The sequence below is a fragment of the Streptomyces sp. BYX5S genome, assembly GCF_054724165.1.
Genome location: NZ_CM138829.1, coordinates 7,239,618 through 7,259,059, shown reverse-complemented (window position 1 = coordinate 7,259,059; position 19,442 = coordinate 7,239,618). Strand labels below are relative to the sequence as shown.

Here is a 19,442-nt window from a genome sequence, read left to right as displayed (position 1 = left end):
CCGTAGGTAACGGACCGGGTCAGTGGTGGGGTTCACAGCGAAGTGGCCATGCTCACTTCGCTCAAGTGTGAGGCCCCCTGGACAGATGGGCGTTTCGGTCGGATGATCAAATGAGTGCGGTCGGCACCGGATGAGCGCCCACTGAGCTCCAGTGGATTGGGAGGCGCAGCGTCCGGGTCGCAGCCCCCACGGGGCATCAACCTCAATACCCCTCATTTAGGAGCGATCGTGGCGCGCGACATCGCGGCTCCCTCCCTGGACACCCTCCCGACCAACCACCAGGAACTGATCTCGTGGGTCAACGAGATCGCCGAACTCACGCAGCCGGACAGTGTGGTCTGGTGCGACGGCTCCGAGGCCGAGTACGAGCGCCTCGCCGACGAGCTCGTCGCGAAGGGAACGTTCAAGAAGCTCGACCCCATCAAGCGCCCCAACTCGTACTACGCCGCTTCCGACCCGACCGATGTCGCGCGGGTCGAGGACCGTACGTTCATCTGCTCCGAGAAGGAGGAGGACGCCGGCCCCACGAACCACTGGAAGGCCCCCGCCGAGATGCGGGAGATCTTCCGGGGCAACGAGGGGAACGGGGGGATCTTCCGCGGCTCGATGCGCGGGCGCACGATGTACGTCGTCCCGTTCTGCATGGGCCCGCTCGGCTCGCCGCTCTCCGCGATCGGCGTCGAGATCACCGACTCGGCCTACGTGGCCGTCTCCATGCGCACGATGACCCGGATGGGCCAGCCGGTCCTCGACGAACTGGGCGAGGACGGCTTCTTCGTCAAGGCCGTGCACACGCTGGGCGCCCCGCTGGGCCCCGACGAGGCGGACGTGCCGTGGCCGTGCAACTCCACGAAGTACATCTCGCACTTCCCCGAGGACCGCGAGATCTGGTCCTACGGCTCCGGATACGGCGGCAACGCCCTGCTCGGCAAGAAGTGCTACGCCCTGCGCATCGCGTCCGTCATGGCGCGCGACGAGGGCTGGCTCGCCGAGCACATGCTGATCCTCAAGCTGACGCCGCCGACCGGTGAGTCGAAGTACGTCGCCGCCGCCTTCCCGTCCGCCTGCGGCAAGACCAACCTCGCGATGCTGGAGCCCACGATCTCCGGCTGGACCGTCGAGACGATCGGTGACGACATCGCCTGGATGCGGTTCGGCGAGGACGGCCGCCTCTACGCGATCAACCCCGAGGCCGGCTTCTTCGGCGTCGCGCCCGGCACCGGCGAGCACACCAACGCCAACGCCATGAAGACGCTGTGGGGCAACTCGGTCTTCACCAACGTCGCCCTCACCGACGACAACGACATCTGGTGGGAGGGGATGACCGAGGAGACGCCCGCCCACCTCACGGACTGGAAGGGCAACTCCTGGACCCCGGACTCAGGTGTCCCGGCCGCGCACCCCAACGCCCGCTTCACCACCCCGGCCGCGCAGTGCCCGATCATCGCGCCGGAGTGGGAGGACCCGAAGGGCGTGCCGATCTCGGCGATCCTCTTCGGCGGCCGCCGCGCCACCGCCGTGCCGCTGGTGACGGAGTCCTTCGACTGGAACCACGGTGTCTTCCTCGGCGCCAACGTCGCCTCCGAGAAGACCGCCGCCGCCGAGGGCAAGGTCGGCGAGCTGCGCCGCGACCCCTTCGCCATGCTGCCGTTCTGCGGCTACAACATGGGCGACTACATGGCCCACTGGGTGAAGGTCGGCGCCGGCAAGGACCAGGCCAAGCTGCCGAAGATCTACTACGTCAACTGGTTCCGGAAGAACGCGGACGGCAAGTTCGTCTGGCCCGGCTTCGGTGAGAACAGCCGCGTCCTGAAGTGGATCGTCGACCGTCTCGACGGCCGCGCCGAGGGCGTCGAGACCCCGATCGGCATCCTGCCGACCAAGGAGTCCCTGGACACGAACGGCCTCGACCTGGCCGAGTCCGACCTGGACTTCCTGCTGACGGTGGACAAGGAGGCCTGGCGCGACGAGGCCTCGCTCGTCCCCGCCCACCTCAACACGTTCGGCGACCACACGCCGACCGAGCTGTGGGACGAGTACCGCAAGCTGGTGGACCGGCTCGGCTAGCCCGAACCCGAGCGGGCCCCCGTACAACGGCGTACGGGGGCCCGCTCATGTCCGGAACCGGCCGCGGGCGGAACTCCGGCACCGGAACGCACCACGATCCCGTCACACCATCTCGACTCGGCGGGCACAGAAGGTCATTGACGACTCCTGCGGAAGCGCTTCACCATGTGAGGTCCCCGTTCGCCCAGTCTCCGTGGCAGCGCCCAGGCTGGTGCCCGACGCGTGCACGGGAGCCGCCACATGAAGAGTTCGCCCAGGGCAGCGTTATCCGGCTGGACGGCGGTGCTCGCCGTGCTGGTCACGGTCCCCGCGTCCGGCTCCGCGGCCGCGGCCCCGGACGCCACCTCGCTGCGCTACACGTGCCCCTTCCCGGTGATCGGGGACGAACCGATGACGGCGTCGGTCGTGTGGGACGCCGCGCACACCCACGTGGTCGGCCGGGCCACCCCGCGCCAGCCCATTCGGACGTCGGCGACCGTCGGCTCCCGTGTCGTGGGGTCACTCCGGTTCGTCGGCGCGGCCACGGTCGAGGGCACGGCGCGGGTGCACGCCGTCGTCGAAGCGCCGGAGGGCGATCTGCCCGTCACCGTGCCGCTCACGGTGGCCAGGACGCCGGTCGGGGATTCCGGAACGCTGACCGTCCCGGCGAGTGGCACCCTCCCGTCGTTCGTCTTCCGCCGCCCGGGTCCGGCGAAGATCGTCGTCGGCGCGATCGATCTGCGCCTGACCCCACGGAACGCCGACGGGGACGAGACGCTCGCCGGAAAGATCGACACGTCGTGCGCCCTCAACAGCGGGCAGAGCGGGTTCCTGGCGTCCTTCCGGGTCGCGCCCGCCTCGACCGGCCCGACCGCTTCCGGGAGGCCGTCCGCGCCGGGCGGATCCGGGGCGTCGGGCGCACCGGGATCGGCAGGGGGGCCGGGGAAGGCCGGGTCCGACGGCTCGGGTCCGGCGTCGGCCTCCGGGGCGGCGGGCGCGTCCGCTTCCGCGGCGGCGGGCGCGTCCGCTTCCGCGGCGGCGGGCGCGTCCGCTTCCGCGGCGGCCGCCGCGTCGGCGAAGGGGCAGGACCCTTCCGGGTCGCCCAGCGGTACGGTCCGGCCCTCGCGGTCCGGCGCTCCGGGCACCCCCGCCGCCGACGACGCCCTGACCCGCGGCGCGCACTGGCCGGTGCCGGTGGGCGCGGTCGTGGCCTTCCTCGTGGTGAGCGCGGTCGTCGCGGGGATCGGCTGGTGGGGCCGGCGCCGCAGCCGTGCGGAGGGCCCGGATGAGTGACACGGCGCGTGCCGGGGGCGGGGCCCCGGAGCCCGGACCCGCGGACAAGGACGAGGTGTCTCCCGGGACGCAGCTGAACAAGGTGAGCGACGGCGCCGTCGTCCACGGCTCGGTGTTCATGGCCCGAGACGTCTTCGGCGACGTGTACGTCCAGTCCCCGGCACCTCCCGCGACCGCGCAGGAGCCGCCGCCGACGGGCGGGCCGGGCCCGCGCGACGAACTGCGCGCAGCCGCGGAGCGGCTGGCCGAAGCCGTCGATGCCCGCTGGCGGGACGAGCCCCGGAAGCGGAAGGCCGGGCGGCAGCCGAACGCGCGGCCGCTGCCCGTGCGGTGGACGACGGCCCGCGAGCACCTGATGGACCACTGGCCCAACATCGTCCCGGGCCCGCGGGAGACGGCCGCACCGGTGGACCTGAGCGATGTCTTCGAGAACATCACCGAGACCTACCGGAAAGTGCCCTCCGGCCGGCTGGTGGTGCTGGGCGAAGCCGGCTCGGGGAAGACCGTCCTGGGCCTGCGACTCGTTCTGGAACTCCTGGAGGGCCGGCCGCCCGGCGGACCCGTCCCGGAGTTCTTCAGCCTGGGGGCGTGGAACCCCGCGGCCGAGACGCTCGGGGCGTGGCTGAGCAGTCGGCTGACCCGTGACACGACCGGTATGGACGCCGTCACCGCCGACGGGAAACCGGCCGCCACCGCCCTCGTCGAGCAGGCGATGATCGTCCCGGTGCTGGACGGATTCGACGAGATAGCCGAGGACCTCCGGCTTCTCGCGATCCAGCAACTCAACCTGTACGAAGGCCCGTTGGTGCTGACCAGCCGTACGGGCCCGTACGCCGAGGCGTCCCGCGGAACCAGGGGTCTCCAGCGCGCCGCCGCGATCGAACTGACCGCTCTCACTCCGCAGGACACGGAGAGCTTCCTGGTGCTCGGGAGCGCCCCGGCCGTCAAGTCCCAGTGGGAGGAGCTGCTGAAGGAGCTGCGCGACCGTCCCGACTCCTCGGCCCACAGCAGCCTGCGCGAGGTCCTGAGCACGCCCCTGATGGTCTCCCTCGTCCGGGACGTCTACGGCGAGAGGGCCGCCGCGGAGGACGGCGACGGACGTCCCGACCGACCGCGTCGCCCCGGGGACCTGCTCGCGTTCGGCTCTCGGGACGAGATCGAGAAGCACCTCCTGAGCAGCTTCGTCCCGTCGGCCTACGACCGGCGGCCCGGCGCCCCGAACCCGCCTCCCCGGCACTGGAGTCCCCGGCGGGTCCGGCGCTGGCTCGGGTACTTCGCCGACCATCTGCAGTGGACCGGCGGCCCCGATCTGGAGTGGTGGCGGCTCGGCACGGAGATGAGCCTGCGCGCACGGACCGCCGTGGTCTCGTTCCTGGCGGGGATGCCCTTCGCGCTGGCGACCGGGATCGGGAACATCCCCGTGAACCTGATCGCCACGTCGCACGGACTGGAGTTCGCGATCCTGCGCGGCGTGGTGGTCGGACTGCTGCACGGACTCGTGTCCGGACCGGCCTTCGGCTACGCCTACTGGCGCGCCAACACCGCGCAACGGCCGCGGCCGAGCCCCGTACGCGTCCGCCTCACCGGCCACGACAGGGCGGAACAGAGCGGGCAGTTCTTCCACCGGCTCTTCCACAACGCGCTCCTGGCCGCCCGCATCGGATTCGTCGTCGCGCTGCTCATCGTGCTCGTCGACCGGCTGCTCCTGCCGTTGCTGAACCTCAGCGACGGCCTCGGTGGCGGGTTCGTGGCGGCGGCCCGGTTCCCGCTCACCATCGGGCTGTCCGCCGGGACCGCGCTCGCGCTCATGACCTGGCTGGAGACGCCCATCGACCTGAAGAAGTCCGTCGGCTGCGTCGACCTGCTGCGGCAGAACCGGGAGAACATGTTCGCCCAACTCGCCGTCTGGGCGCTCGCGCTCGGGCTCATCGGGGGGATCACGGCCGCCTTCGTCGAGACCCCGCTGCGCAGCTTCCAGATCGGGCTCGTCTTCGGGCTCGAAGGCGCGTTCGGCGGTGGGTTCGGCTACTGCCTCTGCATGACGGCGTACGGGCAGTGGTTCGCGCTGGTCCGTGTCTGGCTGCCCCTGACGGGGCGCGTGCCGTGGCGGCCGGTGGCGTTCCTGGAGGACGCCTGCTCACGCGACGTGCTGCGGCGGGCGGGCGCCGTGTACCAGTTCCGCCACGCCCGGCTCCAGGATCATCTGGCGACCGCCCGCTCCTAGGGCCTGATGCAAACGACAGGCCCTAGGCGGCGACCAGCGCGTGTGCCTCCATGCGCTGCGCCGCCAGGATCGCGGCGGCGGTGTCGGCCCGGGAGGCCGCGACCACGAGGGCGCGGCCCGCGAGGGCGTGGGCCCGCTGGTGGAGCGCGTCGATGCCGGGCTCGTGGATGGCGGCGGCCACCGAAGCACGGACCGGCGTGAGGCCCCCGCGCAGCCGCGCCACCTGCGCGGCCAGCGCCTCCGCCGCCTCGTCCAGGTCGGCCGCCGGCGTGAGGTGGCGCAGCTCGTCCGTCACGGCGAGGAGGGCGGCCAGGTGGCCGGCGAGCTGGATGTCCAGCTCCTCCTCGCGGGAGCGGTGCGGGAATTCGCCGCTGCCGGCCGCCGTCGAGTGGACCGACTTGGTGCGGATCGGCTCGTACATGGGAGGCCTCCAGGGCATGCGTGTGAGCTTGGCCTCCATCGTACATTGGATTCTGTCTAAATTAGAACCTGTCCAAAACTGTTGACCGTCCGTGCTCGGGTCACGGCTGGCTGTACCCGTCCAGGAAGGTGCCGATCCGGGTCACGGCCTCCGTCAGCTGCCGGGTGTCGGGCAGGGTGACGACGCGGAAGTGGTCGGGCTCCGGCCAGTTGAAACCGGTGCCGTGCACCACCATGATCTTCTCGGCGCGCAGCAGGTCGAGCACCATCTGCCGGTCGTCCTTGACCTTGAAGACCTTCGGGTCGAGGCGCGGGAAGAGGTACAGCGCCCCCTTGGGCTTCACGCAGGTCACGCCCGGGATCTGGGTGAGCAGGTCGTACGCGACGTCCCGCTGCTCCTTCAGCCGGCCGCCCGGCAGCACCAGGTCGTTGATCGTCTGGCGGCCGCTGAGCGCGGCGACGACACCGTGCTGGCCCGGCATGTTCGCGCACAGGCGCATGTTCGCCAGGATCGTCAGGCCCTCGATGTACGACTCCGCGTGCGCGCGCGGGCCGGAGATCGCCATCCAGCCCACCCGGTAGCCGGCCACCCGGTACGCCTTCGACATGCCGTTGAAGGTGAGCGTCATCAGGTCGGGCGCGACGGCGGCGGTCGGGGTGTGCGTGGCGTCCTCGTAGAGGATCTTGTCGTAGATCTCGTCGGAGCAGACGAGCAGGTTGTGGCGGCGGGCGATGTCGGTGAGGCCGCGCAGCATCTCCTCGCTGTAGACGGCGCCCGTGGGGTTGTTGGGGTTGATGATGACGATGGCCTTGGTGCGGTCGGTGACCTTCCGCTCCACGTCCGCCAGGTCCGGCATCCAGTCCGACTGCTCGTCGCAGCGGTAGTGCACGGCGGTGCCGCCGGAGAGCGAGACCGCGGCCGTCCACAGGGGGTAGTCCGGGGCCGGGACGAGGACCTCGTCGCCGTCGTCGAGCAGGCCCTGCATCGCCATCACGATGAGTTCCGAGACGCCGTTGCCGATGAAGACGTGCTCGACGTCGGTCTCCACGCCGAGGGTCTGGTAGTGCATCATCACCGCGCGGCGGGCGGCGAGGAGGCCCTTGGCGTCCCCGTAGCCGTGCGCGTCCCCGAGGTTGCGGAGCATGTCCTCGAGGATCTCCGGCGGGCACTCGAAGCCGAACGCCGCCGGATTGCCGGTGTTGAGCTTCAGGATGCGGTGCCCTGCCGCCTCCAGCCGCATCGCTTCCTCGAGAACCGGGCCCCGGATCTCGTAGCAGACGTTGGAGAGCTTGGTCGACTGGATGAGCTGCATGGTCCGACTTTACGACGGTGTGTCGCGCGGCCGTGTCCTCTTCCCGGGCCTGTGGAGAGTCCGGGAGCGGCCCGGTTTCGGATGCGATGGCACCGGGTGCCGGGTGTCTTCGGAATGCAGGGCCGGGCGGTCGGCGTGGCTTTGAAGCGGCTGGTCGCGGTCGCGGGCGAGGTGGGCCACGTCACCCGGGGAGGGGTGACGCGGCCCGGACCGGTCTCAGGCGGGGGTGAGCGGGGCGGTCGCGGCGTCGAGGACGGCGCGCTCGGCGGGGGTGGCCTGCGGGATCCACTCCGGGGCCAGCGCCGCGTACGTCGTGACGTCGTGCCAGGTCCCCTGCGTGTGGAACAGCTCGCGCAGGGTGGCCTCCGGGCGCAGTCCGGCCGCGAGCATGACCTCCCGCATCCGGTGGTGGTCGGCCCGGTGACCCGCCCAGATCCGGTGCAGGCCGAGCGGGCCGAAGCCGTGGGCCATGAGCAGGCGGCCCGCCTCGTGGCCATGGCCGCGCACCGGGGCGTCGGGCAGCAGGACGAGGCTGGTGAGCATGGCGTTGCGCCCGTACTCCTCCAGGAGCAGGCCCATGGTGCCGACCATCGTGTCGTCGCCCGGGGCGCACACGGCCAGCGTGTGCTTGCGGCGCGGGTACGTGTGCGGCTGCGTCAGGACCTGGACGAAGGCGTCCTGGGCCTGGCGGGCGTCCATGCGCTCGATGCCGAGATAGCGGGTCAGGACCCGGTGCGTGTGGATGCGTTCGAAGGTGCCCAGGTCGGTGGGGCGCAGTTCGCGCAGCCAGAGCCGGTGGCCGTGGAGGTCGGGCAGACGGTTCACGCGGCCGCTCCACCGGTCTCGGGGGCCTGGGGGTGGCCGATGAGCTCTTCCAGGTCGACGTAGTAGCGCCCGGACGCCACCGGGCGGCCGAGCAGGACGCGCCGGGCGGTGTCGGTGACCAGGGCGCCGCCGAGCGTGACGCCGCTGGCCAGCTGGGGCCAGCTGGAGAGGGTGGTGCCGATCCGCTTCAGGGCGTCGGTCATGGCGGGGCTCAGCTTCTCGGCGTCGCAGATGTCGAGAAGGTGGGACAGGGTGGCGGCCGGGTCGAGGGCGCGCACCTGATCGGCGCTCAGGCCGCCGTCGCGGCCGTGGAAGAGGGGGCGGTCCGGTTCCAGGTCGAAGCGTTCGACGTCGAGCAGGCCGCGGTCGTTGGCGTCCATCAGGACCGGGATGCGGCGGGCGCGGGCGCGCTCGCGCACGGCCGTCTTCACCCAGGGGGTGTCGCACTCCTCCACGAGCAGGTCGAGCGCGTCCCCGTCCGAGCCGATGAAGGCGTCGACGGTGTCCTCGGTCAGCCCCTCGGGCCACAGTTCGATGTCGAGATAGGGGTCGGCCTCGTACATCTGGCGGGCGCACAGGACGGTCTTCGCGACGCCGAGGTCGTGCACGCCGGCCCGCAGCCGGTTGAGATTGCTCAGGCCGATGTGGTCGAAGTCGGCGAGCCGGAACGATCCGCCGACGCCCTCCATGGCGCAGGTCAGGGCCGCACTGTTGCCCACGGACAGCCCGACCACGCCGATCCGGCGGCCGAGCAGCAGCTCCTGCTCGACGCCGGTGATCTTGTCGCGGTTGCGGTCGGTGCGCACCCTGCGGAACTCCCGCTCCGGCAGGACGTGCACGAGCCGTCCGGACCACGGGTACCAGACCCAGGTCCCGTACTGGCGTGGCCCGACCCCGGCCAGCAGCTCGGCGACGGCCGCGTCGTGCGCGGGGCCGTCGGGCGCGGCGTCCGGGCGCAGGCAGCGCGCGAGCTCGGCGAGCTGGTCCCCGATGCGGTCGTGCGTCTCGCGTACGGCCCCGGAGGACCGCAGGGAGTCGAAGCGTGCCTGGTCGTGGGGGTCGGAGAGGCGCAGCAGAACGGGGCGCCAGGGGGCCGGTACGGCCGTGTCCTCCGACGCGTGCGCAGGTTCACTCACGGTTACGGAAGCGGTAGAAGTTGTCACAGTGGGTGAAATTAGCAGCGCGTGGGATCGGGTGTCGGGCGTGTCCCCAGAGGGGCGGCACGGGAACGTGTGAGCGAGGCGACCTGGTCGGGTTTAGAGCACATGTTCGAATCGGGCGGTACGGTGGAGCCATGCTTCAGGGATCGCTGTTCGATCAGGCGGAGGAGACGGCGCTCGGCCCGCTCGCCGGGGTGCGCCGCACCGTGCTCGGGGCCGGGGCCTGGATCGACGTGCTGCCGGGATGGCTGAGCGGCGCCGACCCGCTGTTCGAACACCTCGCGGGCGCCGTTCCGTGGGAGGCCGAGCGGCGGCAGATGTACGAGCGGATGGTCGACGTGCCGCGGCTGCTGAAGTTCTACGGGGCGCGCGAGACGCTGCCGCACCCCGTCCTCGACGAGGCGCGCGACGCACTGTCCGCGCACTACGCCGCGGAGCTCGGCGAGCCCTTCACCACGGCCGGGATGTGCTTCTACCGGGACGGCCGGGACAGCGTGGCCTGGCACGGTGACCGGATCGGGCGCGGGGACCGCGAGGACACGATGGTCGCGATCCTCTCCGTGGGCGCGCCCCGCGATCTGCTGCTGCGCCCGCTGGGCGGCGGCGGCCCGACCGTGCGCAGGCCGCTGGGGCACGGCGACCTCATCGTCATGGGCGGCTCCTGCCAGCGCACGTGGGAACACGCGATCCCCAAGTCGGCGCGGGCGGCGGGGCCCCGGATCAGTGTCCAGTTCCGGCCGCACGGGGTGCGTTGAGACAGATTCGGGCGGTCTGTGGACGTATCGCCGATGGCTGTTCCACAGACCCCCACAGTCCCTACACTTCGCCCTCATGTCCTGGCAGCATCACCGTCCCGGCGGCGAACCCGTCGTTCCCGAGGTCGTGTACGACCCGAATCAGGCCGCCCACGCGTACGACGGATACGGCGACCCGGCCGCCGCGCACGGCTGGCAGGAGCCCGGCGCCGAGGACGACACGGCCCCGCTCCCGCCCGTCCCGGCCACGGCCTCCGCGTCGGACACCGCCGGACGCGACCGCGGGCGCCGCCTCGGCCGGACCGGCGGCATCGCGCTCGGTGCCGGCTGCGCCGTCGTCCTCGGCGTCGTCGCCACCGGCCTCCTCGCCTCCGGCCCGTCCGACGGACAGGGCGCCACGAAACAGCGCGCCGAGCACACCGCCCCCGCCACCACCGGGCCCGCGCCCACCACGAGCGAGGGCGCGACACCCTCCGGCCCCGCCTCCGTCACGCCCTCGGGTACCGCGAGCGCGGCGCCGGAGAAGCGGCCGGACGACAGCCCGAGCCCGACCCTCGCGCCGTCGAGGGCGACGACCGCGGCCCCCACGACCACGGCGCCCGACGCCGCACCAGCCCGCGGCAACTCGGGCGACAAGCCCGGCCGGGGCAACGGCGGGCCGGGCGGTTCCAAGGGGTCCGGTTGAAGAGGTAACCCGCCTGTCCGACAGGGGAGTTGACGGCCATACGGACTGGATCCCACCTCTTGCCCGGCCGCCGCGCGCCGCAAAGAATGCGCACGGCAACCATCGGCTACGGGCGTCCCACCGGACGCCGTGAGGGGATCCACCGATGAAGAAGTCCATCGCAGGTGCCGTGTTCGCGCTCGCCCTCGTCGGCGCGGGAGCGGCACCGGCCCTCGGCGCGGACAGATCCCACGACGCGCCCGTCACCTTCGCGGGCACCGTCGCGCTCAGCAACTGTTCCGGCTCCGTCGTGCGCACCCCGCAGTCGCAGCCGGACGACCCGGCGCTCGTCCTCTCCAACGGCCACTGCCTGGAGACCGGCTTCCCGCAGGCGGGAGAGGTGATCGTCGACCAGCCGTCCACGCGGACGTTCACGCTCCTCGACGCGGACGCGGGCGAACTCGGCACGCTCCGGGCCGGCAAGATCTCGTACGCGACGATGACCGACACCGACATCTCGCTGTACCAGCTCACCACCACCTACGCGGAGATCGAGAACAAGTACCACGTGGCACCGCTGCTCATCGATCCCCGCCACCCGCGCAAGAACACCGACATCACGGTGGTCTCCGGGTACTGGAAGGAGCAGTACAAGTGCTCCGTCGACGGGTTCGCGTACCGCCTCAAGGAGTACTGGTGGACCTGGAAGGACTCGGTGCGCTACACCCCGGAGTGCCAGACCATCGGCGGCACCTCCGGCTCCCCGGTGATCGACGACCGCACCGGACGGGTGATCGCCGTCAACAACACCGGCAACGAGGACGGCGAGAAGTGCACCCTCAACAACCCCTGCGAGGTCGACCGCAAGGGCCGGGTCACCGTGCGCAAGGGCATCAACTACGCGCAGCAGACGTACGGGATCGCGCCCTGCGTCGCCCATGACAGCAAGATCGACCTGAGCCGCAAGGGCTGCGAACTGCCGGAGCCCGCCGCGTAGTTCACTTCGTGGTGCGCCGTACGGACCTGCCCGCGAGCACGTCCGTGCGGCGCCCGTCCTCGATCACGAACCTGCCGTCGACGAGGACGTGCGGAATGCCGACGGGCAGCGTGCGCGGCGCCTCGAACGTCGAACCCGCCGCGACCGTCTCCGGGTCGAAGAGGACCAGGTCGGCGCGGTAGCCCTCACGGACCAGACCGCGGTCCGGGAGCCGCAGACGGGCGGCCGGGCGGGACGTCAGGTGCGCGACCGTCTCCTCCAGGGACATGACGCCGAGGTCACGGGCGTAGTGGCCGAGGTAGTGCGGGAACGTGCCGTACGCGCGCGGGTGCGGCTTGAAGCCCTGGAGGATGCCGTCGCTGCCGCCGGTGTGCACCGGGTGCTGCATGATCGCGCGGACGTTGTCCTCGTGGCCGACGTGCTGAAGGATCGTCGAGCCGAGGTTGTCGGCGATCAGCAGGCGGCGGGCCGTGACCCAGGGGGCCTCGCCGCGTTCGGCGGCGGCCTGCGCGACCGTCTTGCCGACGCAGGAGGCGAGCGCGGGGTCGGAGACGCCGGAGATCTCGATGGTGTCCCACTCCATCGGCACGCCGTGACAGCCGTCCGCGCCGATCACCTCGACGTGGTGGCGGATCCGCTCCGCGGTCGCGTCGTCCTTCAGGCGGGCGAGCGTGGCGTCGGGACCGCCCTCGTTCGCCCAGCTCGGCAGCATGGCGACGAGGGTCGTCGCGCCCGGGGTGTACGGGTACGTGTCGAGGCTGATGTCGGCGCCGTCCGCGAGGGCCTCGTCGAGGAGGGCGAGCAGGTCCTTGCCCTTCCCCTTGTTCACGCCGAAGTTCATGGTGGCGTGGGCGAGGTGGAGGGCGCAGCCGGCGTCGCGCGTCAGCTCCACCATCTCCCGGTAGGCGTCGAGGGCGCCGGCGCCGTAGCTGCGGTGGTGGGGGCAGTAGTAGCCGTCGTACGCGGCCACGACCCGGCACAGTTCGGTGAGTTCGGCGTCCTTGGCGTACATGCCCGGGGTGTAGGTCAGCCCGGACGACATCCCCACGGCGCCCTGCTCCATGCCCTCGGCGACCAGGCGCTTCATGTGGTCGAGCTCGGCGGGCGTCGCGTCGCGGTCGTCCCAGCCGACGGCGTACATCCGGACGGTGCCCTGGGGGATGAGGTACGCCGCGTTCACGGCGGTGCCCTGGCGGTCGATCCGGTCGAGGTACTCGCCGACCGTGCGCCAGTCGAAGTCGATGTCGGAGCCGTCGCCGTTCCAGCCGGTGATCGCCTGGCGGACCTGGGCGAGGGTGCGGTCGTCGACGGGGGCGTACGACAGGCCGTCCTGGCCGAGGACTTCGAGGGTGACGCCCTGGGCGGCCTTCGCGGTGTGGTCGGGGTCGCGGAGCACGGCGAGGTCGCTGTGCGCGTGCATGTCGATGAAGCCGGGGGAGAGGGCGAGGCCGTCGGCGTCCACCGTGCGCAGGGCGGTGGGGCGGGGGCCGTCGCCCTCCGCGTGGATCTCGGCGATACGGCCATCGGTGACGACTACGTCGGCTCGGTACGAAGGGCTGCCGCTGCCGTCGATGACGCGGGCGTCGCGGATGACCAGGTCCATGGGGGTGCCTTTCTGGGTGGGTGGCGGGTGGTGCGTGCTGCGGTCCCGGGGCTCCGCCCCGGACCCCGCTGCTCAATCGCCGCAGGGGCTCCAACGATCAAGCCTCGCCGGCGTTTGAGGCGCGGGGTCCGGGGCGGAGCCCCGTGGCGTGAGGGGAGACGGGTGGGCTTCGGTCAGAAGTACGTGCGGACGTAGTCCACGACCGTGCCGTCCGCCTCCACCAACGGAATCAACTGCCACTTGTCGAAGGACGTGCACGGGTGCGACAGGCCCATCCCGAGCCAGTCACCCACCTCAAGGTGCGCCCCCGGCTCCGTCCGCACCCACCCGTGCTGGTCGGACAGACCGGTCACCGCGACCCCCGCGGCCTCCCGGACCTCGCCGGTCCGCGCGTCCCGCACCACCTGCGCCTCCGGCAGATCGATGTCGTACGCGGCGTCCCGCTTGCCCGCGTTGGTGAACGCCTGGCCCTCGTTCGGCCGCGAGACCACCTGCGCCCACAGCCGGAACGCCGGGTGCAGCGCACCCTCCTCCGGCACCCGGTTGAACGGCGTGAGGTGCCGGTAGTGGCCGTCGTCGTGCGAGACGTACGCGCCGGAGCGGAGCAACTTCAGTACGGGCAGCGACAGTTCGGGGATCTGGGCGAACACGTCCGCCACCGCGTCGAACCACGCGGAGCCACCCGCGCTGACGACGATCTCCTCGACGTCCGCGAACCGCCCCGCCTTGTCGAAGTCCGCCGCGAGCCCGACCAGCCGGCGCAGCCACGCCCGCACCCGCTCGCCGTCCGCCTCCGGCACCTCGCCCTCGTACCCGGCGACGCCCACGAGCCGCAGCCGGTCCGCCGCGGCCACCGCGTCCGCGACCGCCGCGCAGTCCGCCTCCGAACGCGCCCCGGTGCGCGCGCCGTCACCCGCGCCGAGCTCCACGACCACGTCGACCGGGCGGCCCGCACCGGCCTGCGTCAGCGCGGCCTGCATCAGCTCCACGCCGCGCACGGAGTCGACGTAGCAGATGAACCGGAAGGAGGGGTCGGTGTCCAGCTCGCGCGCCAGCCACGTCAGTGCCGCCGCGTCGACGAGTTCGTTCGCCAGGAAGATCCGGTCGATGCCGAACTCCCGCGCCACCCGCACCTGGTGGGGCACGGCGAGGGTGATGCCCCAGGCGCCGTGCTCGATCTGGCGGTGGAAGAGCTGCGGGGCCATCGACGTCTTGCCGTGCGGGGCGAACGCGAGGCCGTGCCGGGCCGAGTAGGCCTCCATGAGCGCGAGGTTGTGCTCCAGGCGCTCGGCGGAGAGGGCGAGGACGGGGGTGGTGAAGCCGTCCGTGAAGAGGTTCAGGCGGCGGGCGGCCAGCTCGCCGACCGTCGCGCCGTCCGCCTCGGGCGGCAGCCCCTTGAAGCGGAAGTCCACCCGCTCCGTCGCCAGCTTCTCAAGACGGGCGGTACGGCGCTCGACGGCGTTGTCGGCGTTCTCGGCGGTCACGGCGCCTCCTCCAGGCAGTCCGTTGCGCTATTTGCAACGGTCATTGCGTATGTCGCTTCATGCTGTCTAACATCCGATCCGATGTCGGGTCAACGAAAGCCCGGAGCCCCCGTCGCAAGGAGAGCGATCCACGTGACCGCCACCGGAACCGCAGTACCGAACGACGTCGTCGCGCTCGGCGAGTCCATGGTCACGTTCCGGCCCTCCGTCCCCGGGCGGCTCGCCGACGTGCCGTCGTTCGACCGCGGCATCGGCGGCGCCGAGTCCAACGTGGCGTGCGTCCTCGCCGCCGCGGGCCACCGCTCCGCCTGGGTCAGCCGGGTCGGCGCCGACGGGTTCGGCGACCACCTCGTCGCGGCCATCGGCGCGTACGGCGTCGACACCTCCGCCGTCCGCCGCGACCTGCACCGGCCCACCGGCATCTACTTCCGCACCGCCGGCGACCGGGCCACCGCCGCCCACGAGGTCGCCTACTACCGCGCCGGATCCGCCGCCTCCGCGATGTCCACCGCCAACCTGGACCTGGACGCGCTGCGCTCCGGCCGGATCCTGCACCTGTCCGGGATCACCGCCGCGCTCTCCGAAGGCTGCCTCGACCTGCTGCGCGAGCTGACCGCCCCGCGCGCGGGACGCCCCCTCGTCTCCTTCGACGTCAACCACCGGCCCGGCCTGTGGTCCGGCGCCGCCGAGGGCCCCGGCGTACTCCTGGACCTCGCGCGCGGCGCCGACATCGTGTTCGTCGGCGACGACGAGGCCGAGGCCGCCTGGGGCATCACCGGCGGCCCCGACGCCATCCGCGCGGCACTGCCCGAGCCCGCGCTGCTCGTGGTGAAGGGCGGCGCGGACGGCGCGGTCGCCTTCGACGCCGACGGGCGCCACGAGGAACCCGCCCCGCGCGTCGACGTCGTCGCCGCCGTCGGCGCGGGCGACGCCTTCGCCGCCGGATTCCTCTCCGCCACCCTGCGCGACCTGCCCGTCGCCGAGCGGCTGCGGCACGGCCACCTCTGGGCCGCCGCCGCCCTCACCGACCCCGGCGACCTCGCGACGCCCCCGGGCCGCGCCCGGTCGGAGCGCCTCGTCGGCCTCGACGCCGCCGCGTGGGGGACACTGCACCTCGGCCCCGGGTGGACCGAAGCCACCGACGCGGCCGCCGAGGAGGTACGTACGCCATGAGCCAGACCGTCGACCGCGCGCTCAGCATCCTGCCGCTGCTCGCCGAGGGACCCGCCGACCTGGGCCAGGTCGCCGACCGGCTCGGCGTGCACAAGTCCACGGCGCTGCGCCTGCTGCGCACCCTGCACGAGCACGGCCTGGTGCACCGCCAGTCCGACCAGCGCTACCGCCTCGGCGCCCGCCTCTTCGCGCTCGCCCAGGAGGCCGTGGAGAACCTCGACGTCCGCGAGATCGCCCACCCGCACCTCGCCCAGCTCAACGAGAAGGTCGGGCACACCGTCCACCTCGCGGTGTACGAGGAGAACGAGGTCCTCTACATCGACAAGGTCGAGAGCCGCTACCCGGTGCGCATGTACTCGCGCGTCGGCAAACCCGTCGCCATCACGGTCGCGGCCGTGGCGAAGCTGCTGCTCGCCGACCTCTCCGAGCCCGAGCGCCGCGCCCTCGCGGAGAAGCTCGACTACCCCCTGTACACGGCCCGTTCGACCCCCAACGCCGCAGCGTTCCTGCGGGAGCTGGAGAAGGTGCGCGAACAGGGCTGGGCCACCGACCTCGGTGGCCACGAGGAGTCCATCAACTGCGTCGGCGCCCCCATCCGCGGCGCGGACGGCCGGGTCGTGGCCGCCATGTCGGTCTCCGCGCCGAACGTCGTCGTGACCGCCGAGGAACTCCTCACGTTGCTCCCGCTGGTGCGCCGCACGGCGGAAGCCATCAGCCGGGACTACTCAGGCACCGCAGCCCCGACCGGAAACACCGGTAACACCCCTCCCAAGGAAGCAAGTTCATGACCGAGAAGATCGCGCTCACGCCCGCCACCCACACCACCCCGCCGGCGAAGTTCTCGCACGGCGTCAAGAAGGGCAACATCCTTCAGGTCGCCGGCCAGGTCGGCTTCCTGCCGGCCGAGGAGGGCAAGGCCCCCACCCCCGCGGGCCCGACCCTGAAGGAGCAGACCCTCCAGACCTTCGCCAACGTCAAGGCGATCCTCGAAGAGGGCGGCGCCACCTGGGACGACGTCATGATGATGCGCGTCTACCTGACGGACGTCGACCACTTCGCCGAGATGAACCAGATCTACAACGAGTACTTCGAGGAGCAGGGCCTCAAGGCCCCGGCCTCCGCCCGCACGACCGTCTACGTCGGTCTGCCCAAGGGCCTGCTCATCGAGATCGACGCGCTCGCCGTCCTGAGCTGACCGCCCTCCCCCTGCCGTAGTCCGTACGTCGTCACGGTGCGGCGCCCTCCCCACAGGGGCGCCGCACCGCGATCCCCCCTGCCCGAAAGCCCCATGCACTTACGAGGTCAACGATGTCCCCGTTCGCCCCGCTCGCGGCCGCCGCCCCCACCGAGGCCCCGCCTCACACCGGCGGCATCCTCACGTTCATCGACGGCACCGCCGGTCTGCTGACCGTCGCCTTCCTCGGGATCGTGCTGCTGCTCTTCCTGATCATCAAGGCGCGCATCCAGCCCTTCGTGGCGCTGCTCGCGGTCTCCATAGCCGTCGGCCTCGGCGCCGGCCTGTCGGTCACCGAACTCTTCGGCACCGTCCAGAAGTCCGACGCGGTCTCCACGATCGAGTCCGGCATGGGCGGCACCCTCGGCCACGTCGCGATCATCATCGGCCTGGGCACCATGCTCGGCGCGGTGCTCGAAGTCTCCGGCGGCGCCGAAGTACTGGCGTCCCGCCTCCTGAACCTCTTCGGCGAGAAGCGCGCCCCGCTCGCCATGGGCCTCACCGGCCTGATCTTCGGCATCCCCGTCTTCTTCGACGTCGGCATCTTCGTCCTCGCGCCGATCGTCTACGCGGCCGCCAAGCGCGGCGGCAAGTCGATCATCCTGTACTGCATGCCGCTGCTCGCGGGCCTGTCGATGACGCACGCCTTCCTGCCGCCGCACCCCGGCCCCGTCGCCGCCGCCGGCCTGCTCAAGGTCGACCTCGGCTGGGTCATCCTCATGGGCATCGTCTGCGGCATCCCGGCCGTGCTCGCCGCCTGGGGCTGGGCCGCCTGGATCGGCAAGCGGATCTTCGTCCCCGTACCGCAGGACATGGTCGAGGCGGCCGAGGAGGCCAAGGCCGCCCTGGAGGCCGAGCAGCGCGCCGCGGGCGTCACCCCGACCGAGAAGCCGGTCCCGCTGGGCACGGTCTTCGCCATCATCGGCACGCCGCTGGTCCTGATCCTCCTCGCGACCTTCTCCTCCATCGCCTTCGACCCGTCGACGGGCCGCTCGGTCATCGAGTTCTTCGGCCACCCCTTCGTCGCGCTGACGATCGCGCTGATGATGGCCTACTACCTGCTGGGCATCCGCCGCGGCTGGTCGCGCAAGTCCCTGGAGACGGTGTCGACGGCGTCCCTGAAGCCGGTCGGCAACATCCTCCTGGTGGTCGGCGCGGGCGGGGTCTTCGGCGCCGTCCTCAAGGCGAGCGGCATCGCGGACGCCCTCGCCGACACGTTCAACGGCATGGGCCTGCCCGTCATCGTCCTCGCCTACCTGATCTCGCTGGTGCTGCGCGTCGCCCAGGGCTCGGCGACGGTCGCCATCGTGACGACGGCGGGCATCGTCGCCCCGCTGCTCTCCGAGGGCGACTACTCGCAGGCCTTCGTCGCGCTCGTCATCATGGCGATCTCGGCGGGCTCCATCTTCGCCTCGCACGTCAACGACGGCGGGTTCTGGATGGTCGCCAAGTACTTCGGGATCTCCGAGCGGGACACCCTGCGCACGTGGACGGTCCTGGAGTCGGTGCTCTCCGTCGCCGGGTTCGTGGTGGCGCTGGTGATCAGCCTGTTCGTCTAGCCCGCACGGGGCTCCGGCCCGTTCCTGTGCCGCACCCACCCCCTGGGGGAGGTGCGGCACAGGCTTGTCCGCCATACTTCCGCCCGTGGAGCAGCGTATGGAGAACGAGAAGGTCACGCCCGTCACCGGTGCCGGCTTCGACCCGGCGTACATCCCTGGCCTGACGGCTCCCGCGCGGGGGCCCGCCACGAAGGACGCCGAGGTCACGGACGCCGAGGAGACGCCGGAGGAGGTGACGTCGACGTCCGGGGCCCAGCACGACGAGCCCGAGGAACCGGAGGCCGAGGCCGAAGCGGCCGAAGAGGCAGAGGCTGAAGAGGCCGAGCCCGAAGCCGCGAAGGACTCCGGGCCCGACGATGCCGACGCCGATGCCGAAGGCCCCGCCCTGGAGGCCAGGGACCGCCGCGGTTCCATCACCGTCGACGCGACCGGCGTCCGCTTCACGCTCGACGACCAGGAGGCCGACTTCACCTGGGACGAGATCAGCGCCGTCGAGGTCGGCACCGCGCGCAAGCGCCTCACGGTGACGGTCCACATGCCCAACAGCCGCTGGTTCCCCAACGACGTCGAGGCCCCCGACAAGGCCCGCCTCCAGGAGTGGACGGACCAGCTCGACAAGGCGCTGGACGCGTACTTCGAGGAGTAGTCACCCAGTTGGTGGTGACGCCCCTCTTGCCAGGGCGGCAGCTTTA

17 protein-coding genes are annotated in these 19,442 nt (G+C 71.9%); 11 read left to right on the top strand and 6 right to left on the bottom strand.

Annotated features, from left to right (window positions below; genetic code table 11):
* Positions 1–228 precede the first annotated feature (228 nt).
* From ACYBSK_RS32635 to ACYBSK_RS32625, 3 genes are all read left to right on the top strand, one after another.
* A complete protein-coding gene (locus tag ACYBSK_RS32635) occupies positions 229–2,067 on the top strand; it encodes a phosphoenolpyruvate carboxykinase (GTP) (RefSeq protein WP_457480861.1) in 1,839 nt (612 codons plus the stop codon).
* Between the two features lie 240 nt (positions 2,068–2,307).
* Positions 2,308–3,339 (top strand): DUF6801 domain-containing protein, encoded by a 1,032-nt coding sequence (locus ACYBSK_RS32630; RefSeq protein ID WP_460244259.1) that lies wholly within the window; start codon positions 2,308–2,310, stop codon positions 3,337–3,339.
* Entirely contained in the window at positions 3,332–5,563 is a 2,232-nt protein-coding gene (locus tag ACYBSK_RS32625) for an NACHT domain-containing protein (protein WP_460244258.1), read from the top strand. The genes ACYBSK_RS32630 and ACYBSK_RS32625 overlap by 8 nt, the downstream gene beginning before the upstream one ends.
* Before the next feature lie 22 nt (positions 5,564–5,585).
* Here the strand turns inward: ACYBSK_RS32625 and ACYBSK_RS32620 are convergent, their stop codons facing one another.
* From ACYBSK_RS32620 to ACYBSK_RS32605, 4 genes are all read right to left on the bottom strand, one after another.
* Positions 5,586–5,984 carry an SCO4983 family protein gene (locus ACYBSK_RS32620; RefSeq protein ID WP_457481931.1) on the bottom strand — a complete coding sequence of 133 codons (399 nt, stop codon included), beginning with the start codon at positions 5,982–5,984 and terminating at the stop codon, positions 5,586–5,588.
* A gap of 100 nt (positions 5,985–6,084) precedes the next feature.
* A complete protein-coding gene (locus tag ACYBSK_RS32615) occupies positions 6,085–7,296 on the bottom strand; it encodes a pyridoxal phosphate-dependent aminotransferase (RefSeq protein ID WP_457480859.1) in 1,212 nt (403 codons plus the stop codon).
* 216 nt (positions 7,297–7,512) lie between these two features.
* Complete coding sequence (locus tag ACYBSK_RS32610; RefSeq protein ID WP_457480858.1) at positions 7,513–8,121, bottom strand: GNAT family N-acetyltransferase; 609 nt, start codon at positions 8,119–8,121, stop codon at positions 7,513–7,515.
* Positions 8,118–9,257 (bottom strand): ThiF family adenylyltransferase, encoded by a 1,140-nt coding sequence (locus ACYBSK_RS32605; RefSeq protein WP_457480857.1) that lies wholly within the window; start codon positions 9,255–9,257, stop codon positions 8,118–8,120. Before ACYBSK_RS32605 ends, ACYBSK_RS32610 begins: the two co-directional genes overlap by 4 nt.
* Positions 9,258–9,415: 158 nt before the next feature.
* On the opposite strand from ACYBSK_RS32605, the gene ACYBSK_RS32600 reads away from it, so the two are divergent.
* The 3 genes from ACYBSK_RS32600 (at position 9,416) to ACYBSK_RS32590 (ending at position 11,697) form a co-directional block, all read left to right on the top strand.
* Positions 9,416–10,036 (top strand): alpha-ketoglutarate-dependent dioxygenase AlkB, encoded by a 621-nt coding sequence (locus ACYBSK_RS32600; protein WP_460244257.1) that lies wholly within the window; start codon positions 9,416–9,418, stop codon positions 10,034–10,036.
* A 76-nt stretch (positions 10,037–10,112) separates the two neighbouring features.
* On the top strand, positions 10,113–10,721 hold the full coding sequence (locus ACYBSK_RS32595; RefSeq protein ID WP_460244256.1) for a hypothetical protein: 609 nt from the start codon (positions 10,113–10,115) through the stop codon (positions 10,719–10,721).
* Positions 10,722–10,866: 145 nt separating this feature from the next.
* Positions 10,867–11,697 carry a S1 family peptidase gene (locus tag ACYBSK_RS32590; RefSeq protein WP_460244255.1) on the top strand — a complete coding sequence of 277 codons (831 nt, stop codon included), beginning with the start codon at positions 10,867–10,869 and terminating at the stop codon, positions 11,695–11,697.
* 1 nt (position 11,698) lies between these two features.
* On the opposite strand, the gene ACYBSK_RS32585 is transcribed toward ACYBSK_RS32590, so the two are convergent.
* Together ACYBSK_RS32585 and ACYBSK_RS32580 are read right to left on the bottom strand one after the other, a co-directional pair.
* Positions 11,699–13,300: an N-acyl-D-amino-acid deacylase family protein gene (locus ACYBSK_RS32585; RefSeq protein ID WP_460244254.1), complete on the bottom strand. Its 1,602-nt coding sequence runs from the start codon at positions 13,298–13,300 to the stop codon at positions 11,699–11,701.
* A gap of 173 nt (positions 13,301–13,473) precedes the next feature.
* Positions 13,474–14,784: an amino acid deaminase gene (locus ACYBSK_RS32580; protein WP_460244253.1), complete on the bottom strand. Its 1,311-nt coding sequence runs from the start codon at positions 14,782–14,784 to the stop codon at positions 13,474–13,476.
* Positions 14,785–14,970: 186 nt separating this feature from the next.
* On the opposite strand from ACYBSK_RS32580, the gene ACYBSK_RS32575 reads away from it, so the two are divergent.
* The 5 genes from ACYBSK_RS32575 to ACYBSK_RS32555 all read left to right on the top strand — a co-directional run bounded on the left by ACYBSK_RS32575 (position 14,971) and on the right by ACYBSK_RS32555 (position 19,396).
* Complete coding sequence (locus ACYBSK_RS32575; protein ID WP_460247143.1) at positions 14,971–15,957, top strand: sugar kinase; 987 nt, start codon at positions 14,971–14,973, stop codon at positions 15,955–15,957.
* Positions 15,954–16,745 carry an IclR family transcriptional regulator gene (locus tag ACYBSK_RS32570; RefSeq protein WP_460244252.1) on the top strand — a complete coding sequence of 264 codons (792 nt, stop codon included), beginning with the start codon at positions 15,954–15,956 and terminating at the stop codon, positions 16,743–16,745. Before ACYBSK_RS32575 ends, ACYBSK_RS32570 begins: the two co-directional genes overlap by 4 nt.
* Positions 16,742–17,152, top strand: coding sequence for a RidA family protein (locus ACYBSK_RS32565; RefSeq protein WP_457480849.1), 411 nt, complete (start codon positions 16,742–16,744; stop codon positions 17,150–17,152). The genes ACYBSK_RS32570 and ACYBSK_RS32565 overlap by 4 nt, the downstream gene beginning before the upstream one ends.
* A gap of 113 nt (positions 17,153–17,265) precedes the next feature.
* Positions 17,266–18,750 carry a GntP family permease gene (locus ACYBSK_RS32560; RefSeq protein WP_457480848.1) on the top strand — a complete coding sequence of 495 codons (1,485 nt, stop codon included), beginning with the start codon at positions 17,266–17,268 and terminating at the stop codon, positions 18,748–18,750.
* A gap of 85 nt (positions 18,751–18,835) precedes the next feature.
* Complete coding sequence (locus ACYBSK_RS32555; RefSeq protein ID WP_457480847.1) at positions 18,836–19,396, top strand: hypothetical protein; 561 nt, start codon at positions 18,836–18,838, stop codon at positions 19,394–19,396.
* Positions 19,397–19,442: the final 46 nt, after the last annotated feature.